This is a genomic window from Glaciecola sp. HTCC2999, from assembly GCF_000155775.1.
Classification (GTDB): Bacteria; Pseudomonadota; Gammaproteobacteria; order Enterobacterales; family Alteromonadaceae; genus Opacimonas.
Genome location: NZ_DS989813.1, coordinates 113,281 through 131,648, shown reverse-complemented (window position 1 = coordinate 131,648; position 18,368 = coordinate 113,281). Strand labels below are relative to the sequence as shown.

The window sequence follows — 18,368 nt, the reverse complement described above, 5'->3', positions numbered from 1 at the left end:
TGTTGTGTGGCAGAATAAAATTATATTAGTGATCTTAGTATCATTATTGTGTGCTCTGCAGTACCGTTTGTGGTTTGGCAAGCGCAGCATCCCTGAGTATTTAGCATTACAGGCAGAAGTTGAACAACGACAGCAGCAAAATGCTAACCTAACTCAGCGTAATAAATTACTTGCTGCAGATATCAACGATTTAAAAATCGGCTTAGATGCAATCGAAGAACGTGCTAGAAATGAACTTGGTTTAATCAAGGAAGGCGAAACTTTCTATCGCATTATTCCATCATTAGATAGTAATTAATTTATCCATTTTACTAACAAGAAATCTGATTAATGAAGCATTCCTCTGTTAACAAAATCACGGCGATCGTCCCTGCAGCAGGAATTGGCTCTAGAATGTCTAGCAGTATTCCTAAGCAATATTTACCCATTGGCTCGAAAACAGTACTTGAGCATACATTAAGTATATTAGTTTCACATCCTGCTGTAAGTCATGTCGTGGTAGCGCTTAACAAAAATGATACCCATTTTGATCACCTTGCCATTGCCAGTCATCACAAAATCGCCCGCATTTATGGCGGCTCTGAACGGGTTGATTCCGTTTTAAATGGTTTAGAAATTATTCAAGATGAACAATGGGTCATGGTGCACGATGCTGCACGTCCATGTTTGGAACACAAAGATATCGATAAACTTATCGACATCATCGAAAATAATAACGATCCGGACATGCTTTTCAAATATGCTGGAGCAATCTTAGCCAAACCGGCGATTGATACCATGAAACAAACTCTGTCATCATCAACGTTGATTCATACGACAATTAATCGTGAAACTCTCTGGCATGCATTAACGCCACAATTATTTCAAGCAAAGCTACTAAAAAAAGCCATTAAAACGGCTCAACTAGCCGGTAAAACTATTACTGATGAAGCGTCTGCAATGGAGCATGCTGGTCATCGTGTAAAATTAATCGCTGGTGCTTCTAGTAATATCAAAATCACGCTTCAAGAAGACTTAGCTCTGGCTGAGTTTTTTTTACAACAACAAGGACGTATTTCATGAGTATTAGAATCGGTCATGGTTTTGATGTGCATAAATTTGGTGGCAATGACCCGTTAATCTTAGCTGGGCAAACTATCGATTACCCCACTGGGTTACTCGCTCATTCAGATGGAGATGTCGTTCTTCATGCACTGTGCGATGCATTGCTAGGTGCGGTTGCTTTAGGCGATATTGGTCGCCATTTCCCAGATACGGATCCTAATTTCCAAGGGGCTGATAGTACTGAGTTATTAAAACATGTCTACTCTCTGGTTACTGAAAAAGGCTATCGAATCGGTAATGCAGATATTACTATCGTCGCTCAGGCACCTAAAATGGCTCCGCACATTGAAACAATGAGGGCACATATTGCTTCAGCACTGGACACCGATATAGAAACAATCAATGTAAAAGCAACGACCACTGAAAAACTGGGCTATACCGGTCGCAAAGAAGGGATTGCTACGCATGCAGTCGTATTAGTCCAACGATGAGTCATGTGTTTTTACCCTACCCTTCACTAGAGTTTGCCTTTCAACATGGTAAACCCTCTGCCCAAGCTGCATTTAAACGTGAATTAGCTGATTTTAAAGTCAATGAAGTACTCGGGTTCACACCGACAGGGCATGGTGAACATATTTTTATTCATATTGAAAAAACCGGACTCAATACTGCTTTTGTCGCTGAACAACTCGCAGCCTTTACCCAATTACCGCTTCGCAATGTCACTTATGCAGGCCGCAAAGATAAATTCTCAACGTCGACACAATGGTTTGGCATTCATTGCCCCGGTAAAAAAAGCTTCCCCTGGGATAGCTTTGACCTTGCTGGCGTCAACATATTATCCGTAACACGTCATGATAAAAAACTACGCACAGGCGTACTAAAACATAATCAATTTATTATTACCCTAAAAGATGTCAGTGACATCGATGATATCCAACGTCGCTTAACGGCTATCTCCACCCATGGCGTACCTAACTATTATGGGCAACAACGTTTTGGTGAGGTACGTTATTTAGATGAACAACAACAGCAACAAACCAAAGTTGGTGGGAATTTAGTGTTGGCCGAACAGTTATTTAATGGCGGCAAAATTAAAAATCGTAATAAACGTTCAGTCGCTATATCAGCATTGCGTAGTTGGTTGTTTAATACTGTCATTTCTCAGCGGATAAAGACCAAAACGCATCACACGGTTGCAGAAGGCGATGTCATGATACTCAGTGGCACAAATAGTTATTTTGTGGCAAAAGCCGATGAACTTTCATCACTGCAAGCACGACTCGAAAGTGGTGATATTGATTTGTCCGCACCTTTGTGGGGGACAGGAGAGCTTGCTTCGACACACTCAATTGAAGTACTTGAAAAACAACTTATGCAACATTACCCCAAGATGTGTCAGGTACTAGTCGATTTAGGTTTAAAACAAGAACGCCGCGCCATACGTCTTTTTCCATCCGATCTAACAATGACAGAGATTGACGCACACACGCTAAACATAGCTTTCACTTTACCCGTCGGGTGTTTCGCGACATCTATATTACGCGAATGTTGTGAGATACATACTTAATGAATTCATATAAAGGACGTCTGTGAATATTTTACTCAGTAATGATGACAGTGCTTTTGCCAAAGGTATTCAAGTGCTTTATCAAACGCTCGCACTACATCATAATGTGACGGTTATCGCACCAGACCGTAATTGCTCAGGTGCCAGTAATGCATTATCACTTCATGACCCATTACGTTTAACCCAGCTTGAAAATGGTTTTTATGCCGTTAATGGCACACCCTCTGATTGTGTACAATTAGGCGTGAACTCTCATCGATTCCCATCCCCCGATATCGTTATTTCAGGGATTAATCATGGTGCCAACCTAGGTGATGATGTTATTTATTCAGGTACTGTTGCAGCGGCTACTGAAGGCCGTCATCTTGGATGCCCAGCTCTTGCTGTATCAATAGATGGCTATCAAGATTGGCAGTTTGATACCGCAGCGCATGTGATAGCCACTCTCTTAGATTCATTATCTTCACTGCCAATGAACGATCATCAGATTTTAAATATCAATGTACCTAATGTGCCTATTGAGCAATTATCTGGTTGGAGCATTACCCGTTTAGGTTCACGTCACAAAGCAGAAAACATGGTGCAATCTAGCGACCCATTTGGTCGTGACATTTTTTGGTACGGACGCTTAGGTTCAGAGCAAGATGCCGGCCCAGGCACAGATTTTTATGCCATAGGTCAACAACAAGTATCGATTACACCAATAAGTATTGATATGACCGACCACCAAGGTCTAGCTTCGTTGAATCATTGGTTAGATAATGCTCGGTTAAATAACAACGAACAAGATCAAGGGCAATAAGATGCTTAGAAAAGCCTTACCTTTAATTAACACCATCCGCGAACTGGGTGTAGATGATGAGATCGTATTAAATGTGATAGGCTCAATTGATCGCAGTCTTTTTTTACCCCCTACCTTGACGCATAAAGCTTACGAGAATAATGCCTTACCCATTGGTCAAGGGCAAACCTTGTCCCAGCCTTATACCGTCGCTAGGATGAGTGCTATTTTGCGTCAACACATACAAGAACAAGGTATTAATACTCCCCAGATTTTAGAAATAGGGACCGGTTCAGGATTCCAAACTGCCGTACTGACCCAATTATTTACCCATGTATACAGTATTGAACGCATTAAAAGCCTTCAGTTTCAGGCGCGCCGACGTTTACGTCATTTGGATTGTTATAATTTTTCATTAAAGCATGGGGACGGCTGGGAAGGTTGGCCATCGAAGGGTCCGTTTGATGGTATTATTGTTACCGCTGCAGCAGCGACTTTACCTGAAGCACTATTAGCACAGTTATCCCCACAAGGCTGTTTACTTATCCCTGTAGGAGAGTCGGACCAGCAACTCTATTTATATCAACGCCAAGGCGATGAGTTTATACATCAAATCATAGAAGCAGTTAAGTTTGTACCACTGGTACCAGGAGAATTACAGTGAAATTATTTACCCCTTTGTACGATGTGTGCTTGCGTTGGGCAAAGCACCCTCATGCAGATAAATATTTAGCTGGATTAAGTTTTTCTGAATCTGTTATTTTCCCTATTCCACCCGATGTTATGTTAGCACCTATGGCGTTAGCTAAGCCTGAAAAAGCATGGTGGTATGCTTTTGTTTGCACATTAGCTTCGGTGCTAGGTGGTATAGCAGGATATATACTAGGGTACTTAGCTTTTGATGGGCTAATTTTACCCCTCATTGAAACACTACATTACCAAGACAAACTCAATACCGCGATGCAGTGGTTTGAGCAATATGGTGTATGGATTGTTTTTATAGCGGGGTTCTCACCGATCCCTTATAAAGTATTTACTATTAGTGCTGGCGTACTTGGGATGATGTTTATTCCTTTTGTCATTGCCTCCTTTTTTGGACGAGGCTGCCGTTTCTTTTTAGTCGCGGCCTTGATGTACTGGGGTGGTGCAAAAATGGAATCGAAACTTCGTCAATATGTCGAACTATTAGGTTGGCTTGTCATTGTTTTAGCCGTTGTTATCTACCTTGTCGCAAAATAAGATCGTTAGAATGAACGCTAAAATAGACACTATATTTGTTAAACAAGTAGTATTTTTAAGCTTAATCGCACTCTTTTTAACCGCAGGCTGTGCCCGTAAAGTACCACCGGCACCTGTGATTAACATAAATACTTATGTTGATGAGTCCAGTAAATGGTCAAGCGCTAAGCAGCATATTGTGCAATCAGGTGAAACGCTTTACGGCATTGCTTGGTTGTATGGTTTAGATTATCAGGTATTAGCAAATAACAATGCTTTAGAAGAACCCTACGCGTTAAATGTAGGACAAACACTGGAGTTAATGAATAAACCTGTTAAAAAAATCGTCCCCTCTGCCGATATAAGTAAACCGGTAGCAAATGTTGTTAAAACACCAGTCGTCGCAAATAATAAAAAAACGGATACAAAGCGGACGCATCCAACAACTAAAAAGAGTGCAATAGAACAGATCCCTAAGCGTGTTAAACGCTGGCAATGGCCAGCAGAAGGTACGCTTATTAGCACATTTTCAACGGCTGAAGCAGGTGTTAGAGGAATTGAAATCGCCAATAAAAGCGGTACACCCGTGGTATCTGCCGCAGATGGCAAAGTCGTTTATAGCGGAAATGCGCTAAGAGGTTATGGCAACCTTATTATTATTAAACATACGAATAAATTTTTAAGTGCATATGCACATAATAGTAAAATTTTGGTAAAGGAAAGAGACTTTGTTCAAGCAGGTGAGCAAATTGCAATCATGGGTGATAGCGGTACCAACAGTATTAAACTGAGGTTTGAAATTAGGTATAACGGCAAATCTCTTGATCCACTCAAGTATTTACCCAAAAAATAATCAAGCAAGCAGGTTAAGGATAAGACCATCATCATGCCAATTAATAAGGAGTAGTTCTTTTGGCTCAATCAAATCACAATATAGTAGATTTACACGCTTCGCTTAAATCTGAGCATCATGCTTCTCATGATAATAAGATGACCAACGATACTGATGCATTCAATGACTTAAGTCTTGCTGGTGAAATCAAGAAAAGCCTTGATAATACCCAACTTTATCTTAATGAAATTGGTTTTTCGCCGCTATTAAGTGCCGAAGAAGAAGTATTGCATGGACGTAAGGCTTTAAAAGGCGACAAAGATGCAAGAGAAAGGATGATTGTGAGTAATCTAAGACTAGTGGTGAAAATTGCACGTCGTTATAAAGACAGAGGCTTAGCATTATTAGATCTAGTAGAGGAAGGGAATTTGGGATTGATCAGGGCGGTTGAAAAATTTGATCCTGAACGTGGATTCCGATTTTCTACCTACGCAACATGGTGGATAAGGCAAACCATTGAACGCGCTATTATGAATCAAACACGCACAGTTCGGTTACCCATTCATGTCGTTAAAGAGCTGAATATTTATTTGCGAACTGCTCGCAATTTAGCCCAAGAATTAGATCATGAGCCTACCGCTGAGGAAATTGCCGATAAACTTGATGTTTCTACCGAAGATGTCAATAAAATGCTGCGGTTGAATGAACGGATTAAATCGGTAGATTCATATTTAAGTCATGAAAGTGATGGAAATTCATTATTAGATATTTTACCCGATAGTAATCATAGTGGACCTGAAGAAAAGAACCAAGAAGACGATATTAAAAATAACATCGTCATGTGGCTCCAAGAGCTTAATCCTAAACAACGAGAGGTACTTTCACGTCGCTTCGGTCTGATGGGTTTTGAGCCTGATACATTAGAAAATGTTGGCGCTGAAATTGGGTTAACACGTGAAAGAGTCCGTCAAATCCAAGTAGAAGCATTACGCCGTTTGAAAGACATGCTTGGTCTTCAAGGACTCAGTTTAGAAGTCATTTTTAGTCAAATAGAGCGATAATATTACTTTCCTGTACCGCCCATGCAATTGGGTGAGTCAGGGGTTTGCTCGATACTTTCCCATTTTTGTTGAGTGTAAGTATGGATAGCTAGCGCATGAATATCATGTTCCAGTTCATCTTTGAGTACCTCATTAATCATTCGATGACAAGCAAGCAAGCGTTTACCTTCAAAAACATCACTGACCACCGTGACTTTGAAGTGACTTTCAGAACCTGGCGGGACATTATGCCTATGACTTTCATTCTCAACATACAACGCTGTGGGAGCAAAGGCCTCAATTAATTTTTGGGTAATCTGATGTTCAACTTTCACGTTAATAATCCTTAAAAATATGTCTGAATGTGAGGTTAATTCTATCATCAATCTGACGTTTAGTTTTGTTGATCCCGTGTTGCCAGAATTGCTGAGTCGAACCGCACATCACCAGTAAACTCCCGTGCTCTAATTCCACATCCACTTTTTGACCTGTTTGTTTATGCTTAAAAATAAACTTCCTTGGGTAGCCCAAGGTGACAGAAGCAATAGTCGGTTCACGCCCTAATTCAGGTTCATCATCGCTGTGCATACCCATGCTATCTTGACCATCGCGATACCAATTAGCCAACACCGAATTAAACGTATTGTGCGTGGTTTGCTCACACAATGTGCGAATCGTGCTTAATGAAGTACTCCAAGGTAATGGCTGCATTGGTAATCCCGAATAGGTATAGGTCGAATCTGGATCACCTACCCAGCTTTGTAACCGCGGGATTTTTACGTCTCGTCCATAAATTCTGATATAATCTTGCGACCAGGTCAGTTCCGTTTTAAGACGCGTTAGAAATGCGTCTGCCTGAGATAACCCTAACCAATTGGGGAAATACTCGACATTGGCATCGTCCATCTCTAGCGGAACTGAATCAAATAATTGCATAACGACCTAATAACAAAGTTGAGAAAACGTTGAATACAGAATTTACCCATGCGCGTGGTACCCACACCCTAGTGCGTTACCCGGCCGAGCACCAACATAAATCACTGCAAGCATGGGATGCTGTGGATGAATATATCATATCTTACGTCCAAGCGAATTATACGGATCTGCTTGATAATATAACGCCGCAACGCATGGCGATATTAAATGATGATTTTGGCGCATTAACCTGCGCTTTCCAGGCATGTAAGCCAGTACATATTTCTGACTCCTTTGTGGCTCAATTAGGCGCACGTCATAATCTACAACAAAATGACTTGGATAGTGCATCTATCGAATTTATCGCCAGTACTGATAAGTTATCACAAACCTTTGATATCGTATTGATGCAATTACCGAAAAACTTGGCGCTACTGACCTATCAATTGCATCAGTTACGTGACTGTACACATCCTGACACTATCATTATCGCTGGCGGTAAGGTTCCGGTAGTAACCAAAAATGTTCAACAATTATTTAATACCATCTTAGGAGATTGCCACACTTCTTTAGCGGCTAAAAAATCTCGTTTGGTTATTGGCAGTGTGAATAATGCACTCACGCCACCACCACTAACGCCATGGAATACCTGGGAAATTACTAAGCCAGTCTTACAACTAAGTCATTTGCCTAATGTATTTTCACGACTTCATTTAGATATTGGGGCACGTTTTTTGATGCAGCATTTACCCCTAATAGAAGGCGAGCATGTCGTTGATTTAGGCTGCGGTAATGGCGTTATTGGTTGTACTGTACTAGCAGATGCACCCAATGCTAAGGTTACGTTTGTGGATGAGTCTTACATGGCCATTGAAAGTGCCAAGCGCAATGTCCAAGATAATTTCCCTGAACAATACGCACAATGCGATTTTGTTGTCGCAAACTGTCTGAGTCAAGTCGATCTGGAACATGTCGATTTAGTACTGTGTAACCCACCATTTCATCAACAAAATGCCGTAACTGACCATATTGCCTGGCAAATGTTCAAGGATGCTAAACAAGTTTTACGCCACGGAGGCGAGTTACGTATTATTGGCAATCGACATTTACCTTATGGGAATATGTTAAAAAAGCGCTATGGCGGGTTTACTGTCATTGCTACCAACGCTAAGTTTAGTATTCTTTCAACCTATAAAAGTGACGCCTCAAGGAGATAACGTATGAAAGCTGTAACATCAATCACATTTGTCTTCATTCTCAGTCTACTACTTGGCAGCTTTTCCATTGCTGATGCACATGCTAAAACAGGAAAACGTGCTGTCAAAGATGGAAGCCATATCCAACCTGATAATTTTTACCCAAGAGTTAAAATGGTGACCTCTATGGGTGAATTTATCGTGGAGTTAGACCGTCGAAAAGCGCCAATCAGTGTGAATAATTTTCTTAAATATGTCGATATGCGCAGTTACGAAGACACGATTTTTCATCGCATTATTCCAGGTTTTGTCGTCCAAGGAGGAGGATATACCGCTGAATTTGAGCCAAAACCATCATTAGGTACTATCTTTAATGAATCAGGCAACGGCCTGAAAAATGAAACTTATACCATTGCGATGGCACGACAAAATGATCCTCATTCAGCTACCCGTCAATTTTATTTTAATATGCGAGATACACCGTCACTTGATCCTGGCCGTAACTGGGGATATGCCGTATTTGGCTATGTTGCAGAAGGCAGTGACGTGTTAGATTCAATCAGTGAAGTAGAAACCCAATATAGTATGGATTTAAGAGCTCCTGACGTACCGATTACACCGGTAGTTCTGCAAAAAGTGATCATTCTTCCTGCTCCTACTTTTTAGAGGTTTGCTCAATCAAGATGAATGAGTTGTATCATAGTTTCGTTGACTCCATTATGCGCGGTCAATCCCAAAACTAAGCACATCATTGATGTGCTTTTTACCCAGTGCCAACATAATTAATCGGTCCACTCCTAATGCAACCCCTGCACAATCAGGTAAACCTGCGTTAAGGGCGGCCATCAATCGAGTGTCTATTGTTGTATTAGGCAACCCTAACTTATTTCGATAACGATTATCTTTAGCAAAGCGCTGTGCTTGTTCTTTAGGATCAGTTAGCTCCCAATACCCATTGGCTAATTCAAGCCCTTTATAATAAACCTCAAACCGATGGGCGTAACCAGGTTCATCTGCTTTTAACCGAGCTAAGGCTGCTTGTGAGGCTGGAAAATCATATACAAAACAAGGACGTGAACCGCCTATATTTGGTTCAATATGTAGGTTAAAGATCAGCTGTAAAATATGCTCGATCGATTCACAAGAGAGATCATAATGGGTATCAATAGCCAGTGCAGCAATTAAATCGTCTTTATTAGCATGGTTAATATCAATATCGGCAAACTGTAAAAACGCTTCATGATAAGTCATCTTATCTGCTGGTTCGGTGTTTAAAATGCCTTGTAATAATGCATCTACCTCAAGCATAAGCGCATGGTCATCGAAGCCAATTCGATACCATTCTAACATAGTGAACTCTGGGTTATGTTGATGCCCAGCATCTTCATGTCGAAACGATTTACCCATGTAATAAATACAACCACTACCAGACGCTAGCATACGTTTCATGCCATATTCGGGGGAGGTTTGTAAATATAAGGAAGTGACCTTATTACCTAAAGTAAAGGGCGTAACAAAATTAGATAGATGAGGATCCGTGACCCCAAATTGACTCAGAACAGGGACATCCACTTCCAGTACATCGAGGTGTGCAAAGAAGTGGCGAATCTGAGCTATAATCGCTGCTCTTCGACGTAGATTGTCAGGTGAGATATCCATGCGCCATAGCACATCAGATAACTCGTCCTGACCATAATCCTGCATTAGCGTATGTTATGCCTTGCTGGCACGAGATACATACTCGCCATTGCGGGTATCGACTTTAATTACTTCACCCGTTTGAACAAACAGCGGCACACGAACCACAGCACCCGTTGCTAAGGTCGCTGGTTTACCGCCTGTGCCAGCAGTATCGCCTTTCAAGCCTGGATCAGTTTCAGTAATTTCAATTTCAACAAAATTAGGCGGTGTGACAACAATCGGTGAACCATTCCATAATGTAATAGTACAGACATCATTTTCCACTAACCATTTCACATTATCACCTAACGCTTTAGCATCCGCTGCAACTTGCTCAAATGTTTCATTATTCATGAAATGCCAAAACTCACCGTCGGTATATAAATATGCCAGCTCAGTATCCATGACATCAGCGCCTTCAACTGATTCTCCAGAACGGAAGGTTTTTTCAAGGACTTTAGCAGAGATCAATTTACGAATTTTAACACGGTTAAATGCCTGCCCTTTACCCGGTTTTACATATTCGTTTTCTAAAATATTACATGGTTCGCCATCAAGCATAATTTTTAGTCCTGCTTTGAACTCATTGGTGCTAAAATTCGCCATAATTCCTCTAATCTCACTAAATGATTGGTTTAACGGTGCATAATATACACAAAAAACAGCGACCTGTAGAGCCTAACTGGCAAAAAGAATTAGCAAATGGCTTTAATTCACCAGATTCATTACTCAACTACTTAGGCTTCAATGCGTCAGACTTCGCTGAAGATCATAAAGCACGTTCATTATTTGCACTAAGAGTCCCGCGGTTCTTTGTTGATTTGATGGCGCGTAACGATCTTGATGATCCTCTGTTAAAGCAAGTCATGCCTGTTGCAGACGAGTTTATCGTAGATCCTGAATTTTCGTTAGACCCGCTCAAAGAGCAAGTAAATGAGACCACTAACACATCGACTAAAGGCATGTTACACAAATATCAAAATCGTGTTTTGCTGATGCTAAGAGGTGGCTGTGCGGTAAATTGTCGATATTGTTTTAGACGGCACTTCCCTTATGACCAACATCATAATAACAAGCAAGATTGGTTAGACGTATTTGAGCACATCAAAACCGATCCGAAGATTGACGAAGTGATTTTATCCGGCGGTGATCCACTTATGGCCAATGATGATTATATGGCGTGGATATGCGCACAATTAGAAACAATACCTTCCATTAAACGTATTCGTTTACATACCCGTTTACCAGTGGTATTGCCTTATCGCGTGACGCCAGAATTATTAATTGCGTTAGCCCAATCATCCAAGCAGACCATCATGGTGCTACATATCAATCATCCGAAAGAAATATCCAGTGAGCTCATTCAAAAAGTTGCTTTGTTGCATGAAGCGGGTGTGACGGTCCTTAACCAAGCAGTGCTATTAAAAGGCATTAATGACTCGGCACACACCCAAATTGCCCTCAACGAGGCTTTATTTAGTGCTCGGATCCAGCCATATTACTTACACATGTTCGATAAAGTGCAAGGGGCGGCGCATTTTGCCATTAGTGATAAACGCGCAGTGAATATTATGAGAGAGGTCTTAACCAAGCAATCAGGCTATATGGTACCTAAACTGGTGAGAGAAATTGGGGGTGAATCAAGTAAAACCCCTGTAGATTTGGGCCTTTATTCAATTTAATGTGCTCAAAGATATGATAAACTTAATACACATTTTTATCCTTACATTATATTTTTATGCAAAACGTACTCGACAAACTTAAAGATAATCTGCAACTTGTTTACCGCAAAGCAATTGATGCTGATAATGCATTAAACCAGTTACAACAACAAGGCAAAGGGAAGTTCGCCACGATTTTTGCTGAAAATAGTCCATTTACCACTCGTGCCAAACGTTTTGAACCTTACGTTCAAGAAGTAGCAGGAAATATGGATACGTTCATCGCAAATGACTTTGAAAATGTCGATATGAATATAATTGAACCACAATTAACGCTTATCGTTCAGCAAATTGAAGCATTACTCGCAACACTCACTCAATTTAAAGCAACACTGTAATATGTAAAATTGGGAACACTATTGGTTTATTGATAAAGTGGCAGTTGTTTAAGACGCGCTTTGATATCCCCAATCATTGCTTGGTATTCTGGTGAGTCGACCGCAGTGAATGTTTGAATAAAAGCATCAGTATTGAGTCCTTCCGGTAAATGCTCAATCGTGGGGAAAAAGAGCGCTTCATTCACACTTTGTGCTAGACGACTTTGTGCTAACGATGCGGTATCAGGATCTGTCAGATAGTCGGCAAAATTGACTCCAGCCTTATCTGCAGCTAAATCTACAAAACTATAACCACTTCCCGCAGACACCCGATCCATCAATTCTTTGAACTCTCCAATGGCAACAGTGACCCCTTGATCTGATAAAAGCTTGATGGCTGCAGAAAAAATAAAATGTTGTGATAAATCTTTTCTTAAGGCCAATACTGGGGTGAAATCACCATACAAAACTTGTTGTTTTTGCGGTGGTATCACACCTAATAAATTGGCAAAACGTGGATTACCCGCATAAATTGCAAGCGCTAATATCGCCGCCTCATTTTCTAAATGGGTCGTCTCAGGAGAGCTTTGTATTTGCGCTTCAAGCATGACTTCTCTGATATAGACGGCCAGTGAATTGCATCGATTTTTAGGAACACTTTGTTCATTCATTAAAAAATTTAAATAATGATTGATTCGTAAACCAAGACTTGGGTCACCGCCAAAATCTATACTATCACGGACCACTTTTAAATCATTTAGAAATTGTTTCATCGGTAAGATGGAAACGAACACATTATCAGGGCTAAACCTCACTTCATTTATTTGCGTCTGTGCTTGTGTGGCAATCGAGCTGCGGGTGTATGTATTTACCAACCAAGTCGCTATTTTCAGTAATGCATTACCCGGTAACGGAATTTTCCCTACTTTTAAGCCTTCAATATCAACATAGCTATTAGAATTGAGTATTAGTTGAATATTCATATATCGAGGCACTATCCATTGAGGCACTTTAATGCTCATTTCTACCACCCCAATATCTTGATTGAAATGAATATTACCACTAAATGATGGATAGGCGCGTTGCATAAAGCCTAACAAACTTTGACCTTGGGCCTTAGAAATAGTGATGTCATGCGCAAATTGCTTTTGATTTAGTACTTTATACACATCATCCAATAACACATTAACACTTTGCGCATTATCTACCTGTTGCGCAGAGGAAACGACAACAGATGGAGTGGCCGAAAGTACCAGGAAATGAAAACACAATAGAATAACTGCCACAAAGATGGCAGTGCGATATAAGAATGAAAACACAGAATTAATAAGGGCCGTTAATGATTGATGCATCGTTGAAAGTAGTTTGCCACACTTGCGCCCCTTTCACATAATAAATTATATCACCGATGACCACCGCTCTATCTTCTGTCGCCCAGGAGTACTCATCACTTCGACTAGGTGGGCGCACTGAAATCGTATTAGCCATGCTCGCATTACCATTCAAATCAACTTCAAAAATTTCTAATCTATTATCAGGTAACCAAATTGAATCATTCAATGTCCAACTTTGCATCGGCATCGCAAAAATATGTTCTACCTCTGATTTTGCTAAATAAGTCAATGCATGGTAATCAAATTCAGCAGGCGAATAGCTATCTGGAAAGATAAATTCGTCGACAATTCTTGGTGTACCGGATACGTCAAATAACGCTATTTTTGCCCCAGATTGATCTGTTCCAGTTAACGCGGGCGCTATATCTATGCCTGTTACAGGGACATTTTGACCTATTCCTAAAATAAACTGTGCATTAATCGGGTGTAAATAAGAAGAGTATCCTGGCATTTCTAACTCACCAGTGATGACCGGTCGAGATGGATCCGACACATCAATCACATACAAGGGGTCAATCGTTTCAAATGTCACGATATATGCTTTATCACCAAAATAACGCACCGCACGAATATCCTCATTTGGCTTACCCAATTCAGCTGGAGCATTGTTATTAGGTAATTGAGCACTAATCGATAAGTGTCGGTCTGTCGCGGTAAGGTTAATCATATACAATGTATGGTCGAAACGGTCATTTTCATCTAATGTCATTTCACTCGTCACCGCGCGCAAATGGGTATCGGTCGCACTGAGTCGCAGATTCTTATTTTGCCAACCTAAAGTCCCATCGAGCTCTGCAGTTCCGTTATAGGTAAATTCAGAGTTCACACGCATAAAATGATGTACTACGGTACTTTCTAATACGCGATTATTGTTCTCATCATACGTCGGTACATTACCATGCACAAAAATATCATCCGTGGTCACATACACATCATCATATTGACCGTTAATACAAGTTGTTTGCATTTGAGCGGGATTATCTAGGTTGATCATGGTCATCGAGATAATACCTGTAGCACTATCAAGTTCATTTGCATCTTGGGGAATATAACAATCATTAGCACTGAATAAAGGAATCGATGAAGCTTCTTCTCCGGTCAGAGGATCCCGTGTTGATAAACGTGGGATAAGGTCATCTGTACTGACCGCTTGAATCGCATCAAAACCAGCCTGTTGCATAACAGTTGATGAATTACTTAAATCGATATCAGTCAGTTGCGGTAAGAACGAACTTACAATAAGCAACTGATTATCAATACGACGAGAGCGAATTGATTGACCCTGAATGGTCAATTTGGTGGTAATACTAGGGCTTGATGGCACACTCGTATCGATGATATCTAACGTCACTTGATTATCACCGTACCACCAAATTCCTTGGTCTTGGTTATTAGTGGATTCATATCCACTGCCAACAACGACTAATTGTTTATCGCGTATAAACATACCTTTGACGCTAAAATAGCCATTTTCAGGAGTAATACCAGTGTTAATTCGTGATACCTCTGTAAGACTGTGATCATTTTCACGTTGTAATACTCGGATTATTTCTGGGGAAGTATCATTAATTGGTAATGCAGGTGAAGTTAAATCAAGACTCGTATTTATTTTTGCGGCTGTAGTGGATATTACATCAACATCTGAATTGCGATCTAACACATACAGAAAATCACCATCAAACTTCATGATATCCATTTCATCGACACCGGCTTCTTGAGTGATCGTTTGAGAAAAGTTGGCAGGGCTAGCACTTTCGGCACTCGGGACGGCTGATGCTAAACTATCAGATGCAACAGCGTTAACCACATTGGATGTTTGGAAGTTATTGTAATACAAGCCATTTTTCAACAATCGACCAAATGACTCGTTTGTTGAGGGTTTTAGAATACTGGCAGAAATATCGGCGCGATTGACTTTAGGGGCTTCAGGACTACTGCCATTTCCAGGATCAATATCAACACGAGTATCCGAACCACCACCGCATCCAAGCATTGTCATAGCAACACATATCAATAGTAGGCTTGTCGAAACTTGGGCTTTTCTTGTTCTTGATTTGTATTGGGTGTTCATCTAATTACTCGCCATTTTGCATCCATATATAATTAATTATAAACAGCCCTATGAAGATAGTCTAACGATGTTTGTTGGCATTCTAATGACTGCTTAGTACAATACTATGTTGAAAAAATGTTAACAGTGATGATGGGTATGTTCAGAAAATTATTAGTCGGTTGTATTGTGGTGTTATTAACCGGTTGTGGCGGTGGAGGCGGTGAACCCAACTCAACCCCTAGCACACCAGCACAACCACAAAATACGGCCCCGACCATAGAAAGTTTCAATACCCGCAGTATCAATGATAATGGTCGCGTTAACCTTACTTGGCGTGTGAGTGATAGCCAACAAACGAACCTAAATTGCACTATATCGATATCCGGCGGATTAACACTTACTCAAACTATATCTAATTGTGTGACCACCACACAATTAGAATTCACTGCCCCATCGAACACAAACTATCAAGCAATATTGCAAGTTTCTGATGGAACCTTAACTACTTCGCAAACGTTATCGATTGATGTCACTAACTTGCCAGCGGCACAACCCGACCCGGTCACACCCTATACTCCCCCTACCACAACCAATGTCATGAAAATTCATTTTTTGCATACTTCTGGTCAATACGATGTATGGGGCTTACATTTGTGGGGTAGTGCAATTTCAGCAGAAACCGCGACAACATGGCAAAGCCCTCGCCCATTGACACGTGTTGAAAACGACTATGCGGTATATGAAGTGCCGTTTGTTGATGGCAGCGAATTTTTCAACTTTATTGTTCATTTTGGTGATATCAAAAGCCCGGCTTTTGATTTACGTGTTATTCCTGATAACTTCGGGACGGAAGTGTGGGTAGTACAAGATACCGCTATCAATATTAATGGTGTGAATGCCGAACCATTCGCTGATGAAACCATCGCGAGATCGGCCTTTGCTGAAGTACAAGCACGTTCAGGCAATGCAATCGCAGTTATCGATATGAGTCCTGTCAGTGTGTCAGTACCAACTAACGAATTAGCTGATAACTGGCAAGACAACGCCAATTTTATGGAGATTTATGTCCGCGGTTATAAAGACTCTGACGGTGATGGGATAGGTGATATTAATGGATTAATTGAGCAACTCGATTACCTAGACACATTAGGTATCACCGGATTATGGCTCATGCCAATCATGGAAAGTTCAGACAATGACCATGGGTATGAAACCCAAGATTATCGTAGTATTGAATCTGACTATGGGACGTTGGCAGATTTTGACCGTCTGATCAGCGAAGCCAATCGTCGAGGTATTGCGATCGTGATTGATTATCTGATCAACCACACCAGTTTTTTAAATCCCGTCTTTTTAGATGCCAGTTCCAGTCCCAACCACCCATTACGTGATTGGTTTATTTGGCGTGACACTATACCAACTAACTGGTCTTTATGGGGGAACAATCCTTGGCGCACTGGTGTGGGCGGCAACTTTTATGGTGCGTTTACCTCACGTATGCCTGATTTTAATTTATTAAACCCACAGGTCATCGAGTTCCATCAAAATAACCTCGCGTTTTGGTTGAATCGCGGTGTGGATGGTTTCCGTTTTGATGCGGTCGGGGTATTAGTCGAAAATGGGCCTGATGGCTTAGAAGATCAGCCACAAAATCATCCCGTCATGCGAGCGATGCGCGATATCATCACACAATACCCTAAAGCTTATATGGTGTGTGAAGCGCCAAGCGGATTTGCCACTTTCGCGCTAGATAGTTCGTGTGGCAAAGCTTTTCACTTTAGTGCCGGTCATGCAATCTTAGACAGTGTTAAGCAAGGCCGCAGCAATCACACATTAATCAATGTCATTAATGACACAAACTTAGCCAATATGCCGCTGATTTTAGCCAATCATGATTTTTTTGCCGGTAACCGAGTGGCCAATCAATTGAATCAAAACCCTCAACAAACCCGCCTAGCGGCCGCTGGTTACCTGTTGCTATCTGCTAATCCATTTACTTATTATGGCGAAGAAATTGGTATGCTAGCAGGCGCCAACTTACAAGCGGATGCTTCATTGCGCACCCCAATGAGTTGGACCAATGATGCCGTGAATGCTGGGTTTAGCGTGAGTAACACGCTATTTAGAAGTCTCTCAGCGAACGCGACCACCAATAATGTCGCTGCTCAAATTGCAGATAACGATAGTCTTTATTACTTCTACCAAGACCTATATCGGTTGCGCCAAGCATATCCCGTACTCGCAAAGGGGGTAAAACAGGTATTAAGTACAGTCAATGAACCGGTATTAATCTGGGAGTCGGTGTTGAATAACGAGCGTGTCGTCGTCGCGCTAAATTTATCAGCAGACTCTGTTACCAGCAGCGTAAATCAACAGCTCACTGACACGTCATTTAGCCTGGTATGGTCAAAAGAGGTGTCGAACGAGTCGTCTACATTAAGTGATAATGCAGGTGAGTTAACGCTTACCTTGTCGGCATATGATGTGCAGGTCTGGCAGTTTGCAGAATCGACCGATTAAGGGCGCAGACACATGTCGTGACCTCGCACGCATTACCCATGCAAAATGCATGCAAGACGGGAAGATCGTTGCTTGTGGCTAGACGAA

Annotated in this window: 20 protein-coding genes; 14 read left to right on the top strand and 6 right to left on the bottom strand. The window is 41.2% G+C overall.

Going from position 1 to position 18,368, the window contains the following annotated elements; all coding sequences use genetic code 11:
- Nucleotides 1-4: 4 nt before the first annotated feature.
- The 9 genes from ftsB (at nt 5) to rpoS (ending at nt 6,506) form a co-directional block, all read left to right on the top strand.
- Nucleotides 5-298 (top strand): cell division protein FtsB, encoded by a 294-nt coding sequence (gene ftsB / locus G2999_RS09110; protein WP_029257490.1) that lies wholly within the window; start codon nt 5-7, stop codon nt 296-298.
- Nucleotides 299-330: 32 nt separating this feature from the next.
- On the top strand, nt 331-1,062 hold the full coding sequence (gene ispD / locus G2999_RS09105) for a 2-C-methyl-D-erythritol 4-phosphate cytidylyltransferase (protein ID WP_010180927.1): 732 nt from the start codon (nt 331-333) through the stop codon (nt 1,060-1,062).
- A complete protein-coding gene (gene ispF, locus G2999_RS09100; protein WP_010180925.1) occupies nt 1,059-1,535 on the top strand; it encodes a 2-C-methyl-D-erythritol 2,4-cyclodiphosphate synthase in 477 nt (158 codons plus the stop codon). Before ispD ends, ispF begins: the two co-directional genes overlap by 4 nt.
- Nucleotides 1,532-2,614, top strand: a complete 1,083-nt coding sequence (gene truD, locus G2999_RS09095) for a tRNA pseudouridine(13) synthase TruD (protein WP_010180923.1) — start codon at nt 1,532-1,534, stop codon at nt 2,612-2,614. The genes ispF and truD overlap by 4 nt, the downstream gene beginning before the upstream one ends.
- 22 nt (nt 2,615-2,636) lie before the next feature.
- Nucleotides 2,637-3,416 (top strand): 5'/3'-nucleotidase SurE, encoded by a 780-nt coding sequence (gene surE, locus G2999_RS09090; RefSeq protein ID WP_010180921.1) that lies wholly within the window; start codon nt 2,637-2,639, stop codon nt 3,414-3,416.
- Between the two features lies 1 nt (nt 3,417).
- Entirely contained in the window at nt 3,418-4,059 is a 642-nt protein-coding gene (locus G2999_RS09085) for a protein-L-isoaspartate(D-aspartate) O-methyltransferase (protein WP_010180919.1), read from the top strand.
- Nucleotides 4,056-4,634, top strand: coding sequence for a YqaA family protein (locus G2999_RS09080; RefSeq protein ID WP_010180917.1), 579 nt, complete (start codon nt 4,056-4,058; stop codon nt 4,632-4,634). Before G2999_RS09085 ends, G2999_RS09080 begins: the two co-directional genes overlap by 4 nt.
- A 10-nt stretch (nt 4,635-4,644) precedes the next feature.
- Nucleotides 4,645-5,466, top strand: a complete 822-nt coding sequence (locus G2999_RS09075) for a peptidoglycan DD-metalloendopeptidase family protein (RefSeq protein ID WP_010180915.1) — start codon at nt 4,645-4,647, stop codon at nt 5,464-5,466.
- Nucleotides 5,467-5,603: 137 nt separating this feature from the next.
- Nucleotides 5,604-6,506: an RNA polymerase sigma factor RpoS gene (gene rpoS, locus G2999_RS09070; RefSeq protein WP_156780263.1), complete on the top strand. Its 903-nt coding sequence runs from the start codon at nt 5,604-5,606 to the stop codon at nt 6,504-6,506.
- A 2-nt stretch (nt 6,507-6,508) separates the two neighbouring features.
- On the opposite strand, the gene G2999_RS09065 is transcribed toward rpoS, so the two are convergent.
- Together G2999_RS09065 and G2999_RS09060 are read right to left on the bottom strand one after the other, a co-directional pair.
- On the bottom strand, nt 6,509-6,820 hold the full coding sequence (locus G2999_RS09065; RefSeq protein ID WP_010180911.1) for a BolA family transcriptional regulator: 312 nt from the start codon (nt 6,818-6,820) through the stop codon (nt 6,509-6,511).
- A 1-nt stretch (nt 6,821) separates the two neighbouring features.
- A complete protein-coding gene (locus G2999_RS09060) occupies nt 6,822-7,421 on the bottom strand; it encodes an alpha-ketoglutarate-dependent dioxygenase AlkB (RefSeq protein ID WP_010180909.1) in 600 nt (199 codons plus the stop codon).
- A gap of 29 nt (nt 7,422-7,450) precedes the next feature.
- Between G2999_RS09060 and G2999_RS09055 the strand changes: the two genes are divergently transcribed.
- Both G2999_RS09055 and G2999_RS09050 read left to right on the top strand, forming a co-directional pair.
- Complete coding sequence (locus tag G2999_RS09055; RefSeq protein ID WP_010180907.1) at nt 7,451-8,617, top strand: methyltransferase; 1,167 nt, start codon at nt 7,451-7,453, stop codon at nt 8,615-8,617.
- Nucleotides 8,618-8,620: 3 nt separating this feature from the next.
- Nucleotides 8,621-9,262, top strand: a complete 642-nt coding sequence (locus G2999_RS09050) for a peptidylprolyl isomerase (protein WP_010180905.1) — start codon at nt 8,621-8,623, stop codon at nt 9,260-9,262.
- Between the two features lie 51 nt (nt 9,263-9,313).
- Here G2999_RS09050 and epmA read toward each other — a convergent pair whose 3' ends face one another.
- Complete coding sequence (gene epmA, locus G2999_RS09045; protein WP_010180903.1) at nt 9,314-10,300, bottom strand: elongation factor P--(R)-beta-lysine ligase; 987 nt, start codon at nt 10,298-10,300, stop codon at nt 9,314-9,316.
- A gap of 9 nt (nt 10,301-10,309) precedes the next feature.
- Nucleotides 10,310-10,882 carry an elongation factor P gene (gene efp, locus G2999_RS09040; protein ID WP_010180901.1) on the bottom strand — a complete coding sequence of 191 codons (573 nt, stop codon included), beginning with the start codon at nt 10,880-10,882 and terminating at the stop codon, nt 10,310-10,312.
- A 20-nt stretch (nt 10,883-10,902) separates the two neighbouring features.
- On the opposite strand from efp, the gene epmB reads away from it, so the two are divergent.
- Together epmB and G2999_RS09030 are read left to right on the top strand one after the other, a co-directional pair.
- Complete coding sequence (gene epmB / locus G2999_RS09035; protein ID WP_010180899.1) at nt 10,903-11,958, top strand: EF-P beta-lysylation protein EpmB; 1,056 nt, start codon at nt 10,903-10,905, stop codon at nt 11,956-11,958.
- Nucleotides 11,959-12,014: 56 nt separating this feature from the next.
- The gene (locus tag G2999_RS09030) at nt 12,015-12,335 is read left to right on the top strand and encodes a hypothetical protein (RefSeq protein ID WP_010180897.1); all 321 of its coding nucleotides are present in this window, start codon (nt 12,015-12,017) and stop codon (nt 12,333-12,335) included.
- A 26-nt stretch (nt 12,336-12,361) separates the two neighbouring features.
- On the opposite strand, the gene G2999_RS12285 is transcribed toward G2999_RS09030, so the two are convergent.
- On the bottom strand, nt 12,362-13,666 hold the full coding sequence (locus tag G2999_RS12285) for a hypothetical protein (protein ID WP_010180895.1): 1,305 nt from the start codon (nt 13,664-13,666) through the stop codon (nt 12,362-12,364).
- Nucleotides 13,638-15,707, bottom strand: coding sequence for a beta-propeller domain-containing protein (locus G2999_RS09020; RefSeq protein ID WP_010180893.1), 2,070 nt, complete (start codon nt 15,705-15,707; stop codon nt 13,638-13,640). Before G2999_RS09020 ends, G2999_RS12285 begins: the two co-directional genes overlap by 29 nt.
- A gap of 210 nt (nt 15,708-15,917) precedes the next feature.
- Here G2999_RS09020 and G2999_RS09015 point away from each other — a divergent pair, with 210 nt between their 5' ends.
- The gene (locus tag G2999_RS09015) at nt 15,918-18,281 is read left to right on the top strand and encodes an alpha-amylase family glycosyl hydrolase (RefSeq protein WP_198006099.1); all 2,364 of its coding nucleotides are present in this window, start codon (nt 15,918-15,920) and stop codon (nt 18,279-18,281) included.
- Nucleotides 18,282-18,368 lie beyond the last annotated feature (87 nt).

Bases quoted from the DNA above. Each gene is read 5' to 3' on its own strand.
- ispD (WP_010180927.1), top strand. From the start codon at position 331: ATGAAGCATTCCTCTGTTAACAAAATCACGGCGATCGTCCCTGCAGCA.
- ispF (WP_010180925.1), top strand. From the start codon at position 1,059: ATGAGTATTAGAATCGGTCATGGTTTTGATGTGCATAAATTTGGTGGC.
- truD (WP_010180923.1), top strand. From the start codon at position 1,532: ATGAGTCATGTGTTTTTACCCTACCCTTCACTAGAGTTTGCCTTTCAA.
- G2999_RS09085 (WP_010180919.1), top strand. From the start codon at position 3,418: ATGCTTAGAAAAGCCTTACCTTTAATTAACACCATCCGCGAACTGGGT.
- G2999_RS09075 (WP_010180915.1), top strand. From the start codon at position 4,645: ATGAACGCTAAAATAGACACTATATTTGTTAAACAAGTAGTATTTTTA.
- rpoS (WP_156780263.1), top strand. From the start codon at position 5,604: ATGACCAACGATACTGATGCATTCAATGACTTAAGTCTTGCTGGTGAA.
- G2999_RS09060 (WP_010180909.1), bottom strand. From the start codon at position 7,421: ATGCAATTATTTGATTCAGTTCCGCTAGAGATGGACGATGCCAATGTC.
- G2999_RS09050 (WP_010180905.1), top strand. From the start codon at position 8,621: ATGAAAGCTGTAACATCAATCACATTTGTCTTCATTCTCAGTCTACTA.
- epmA (WP_010180903.1), bottom strand. From the start codon at position 10,300: ATGCAGGATTATGGTCAGGACGAGTTATCTGATGTGCTATGGCGCATG.
- efp (WP_010180901.1), bottom strand. From the start codon at position 10,882: ATGGCGAATTTTAGCACCAATGAGTTCAAAGCAGGACTAAAAATTATG.
- epmB (WP_010180899.1), top strand. From the start codon at position 10,903: ATGATTGGTTTAACGGTGCATAATATACACAAAAAACAGCGACCTGTA.
- G2999_RS09030 (WP_010180897.1), top strand. From the start codon at position 12,015: ATGCAAAACGTACTCGACAAACTTAAAGATAATCTGCAACTTGTTTAC.
- G2999_RS12285 (WP_010180895.1), bottom strand. From the start codon at position 13,666: ATGCATCAATCATTAACGGCCCTTATTAATTCTGTGTTTTCATTCTTA.
- G2999_RS09020 (WP_010180893.1), bottom strand. From the start codon at position 15,707: ATGACAATGCTTGGATGCGGTGGTGGTTCGGATACTCGTGTTGATATT.
- G2999_RS09015 (WP_198006099.1), top strand. From the start codon at position 15,918: ATGTTCAGAAAATTATTAGTCGGTTGTATTGTGGTGTTATTAACCGGT.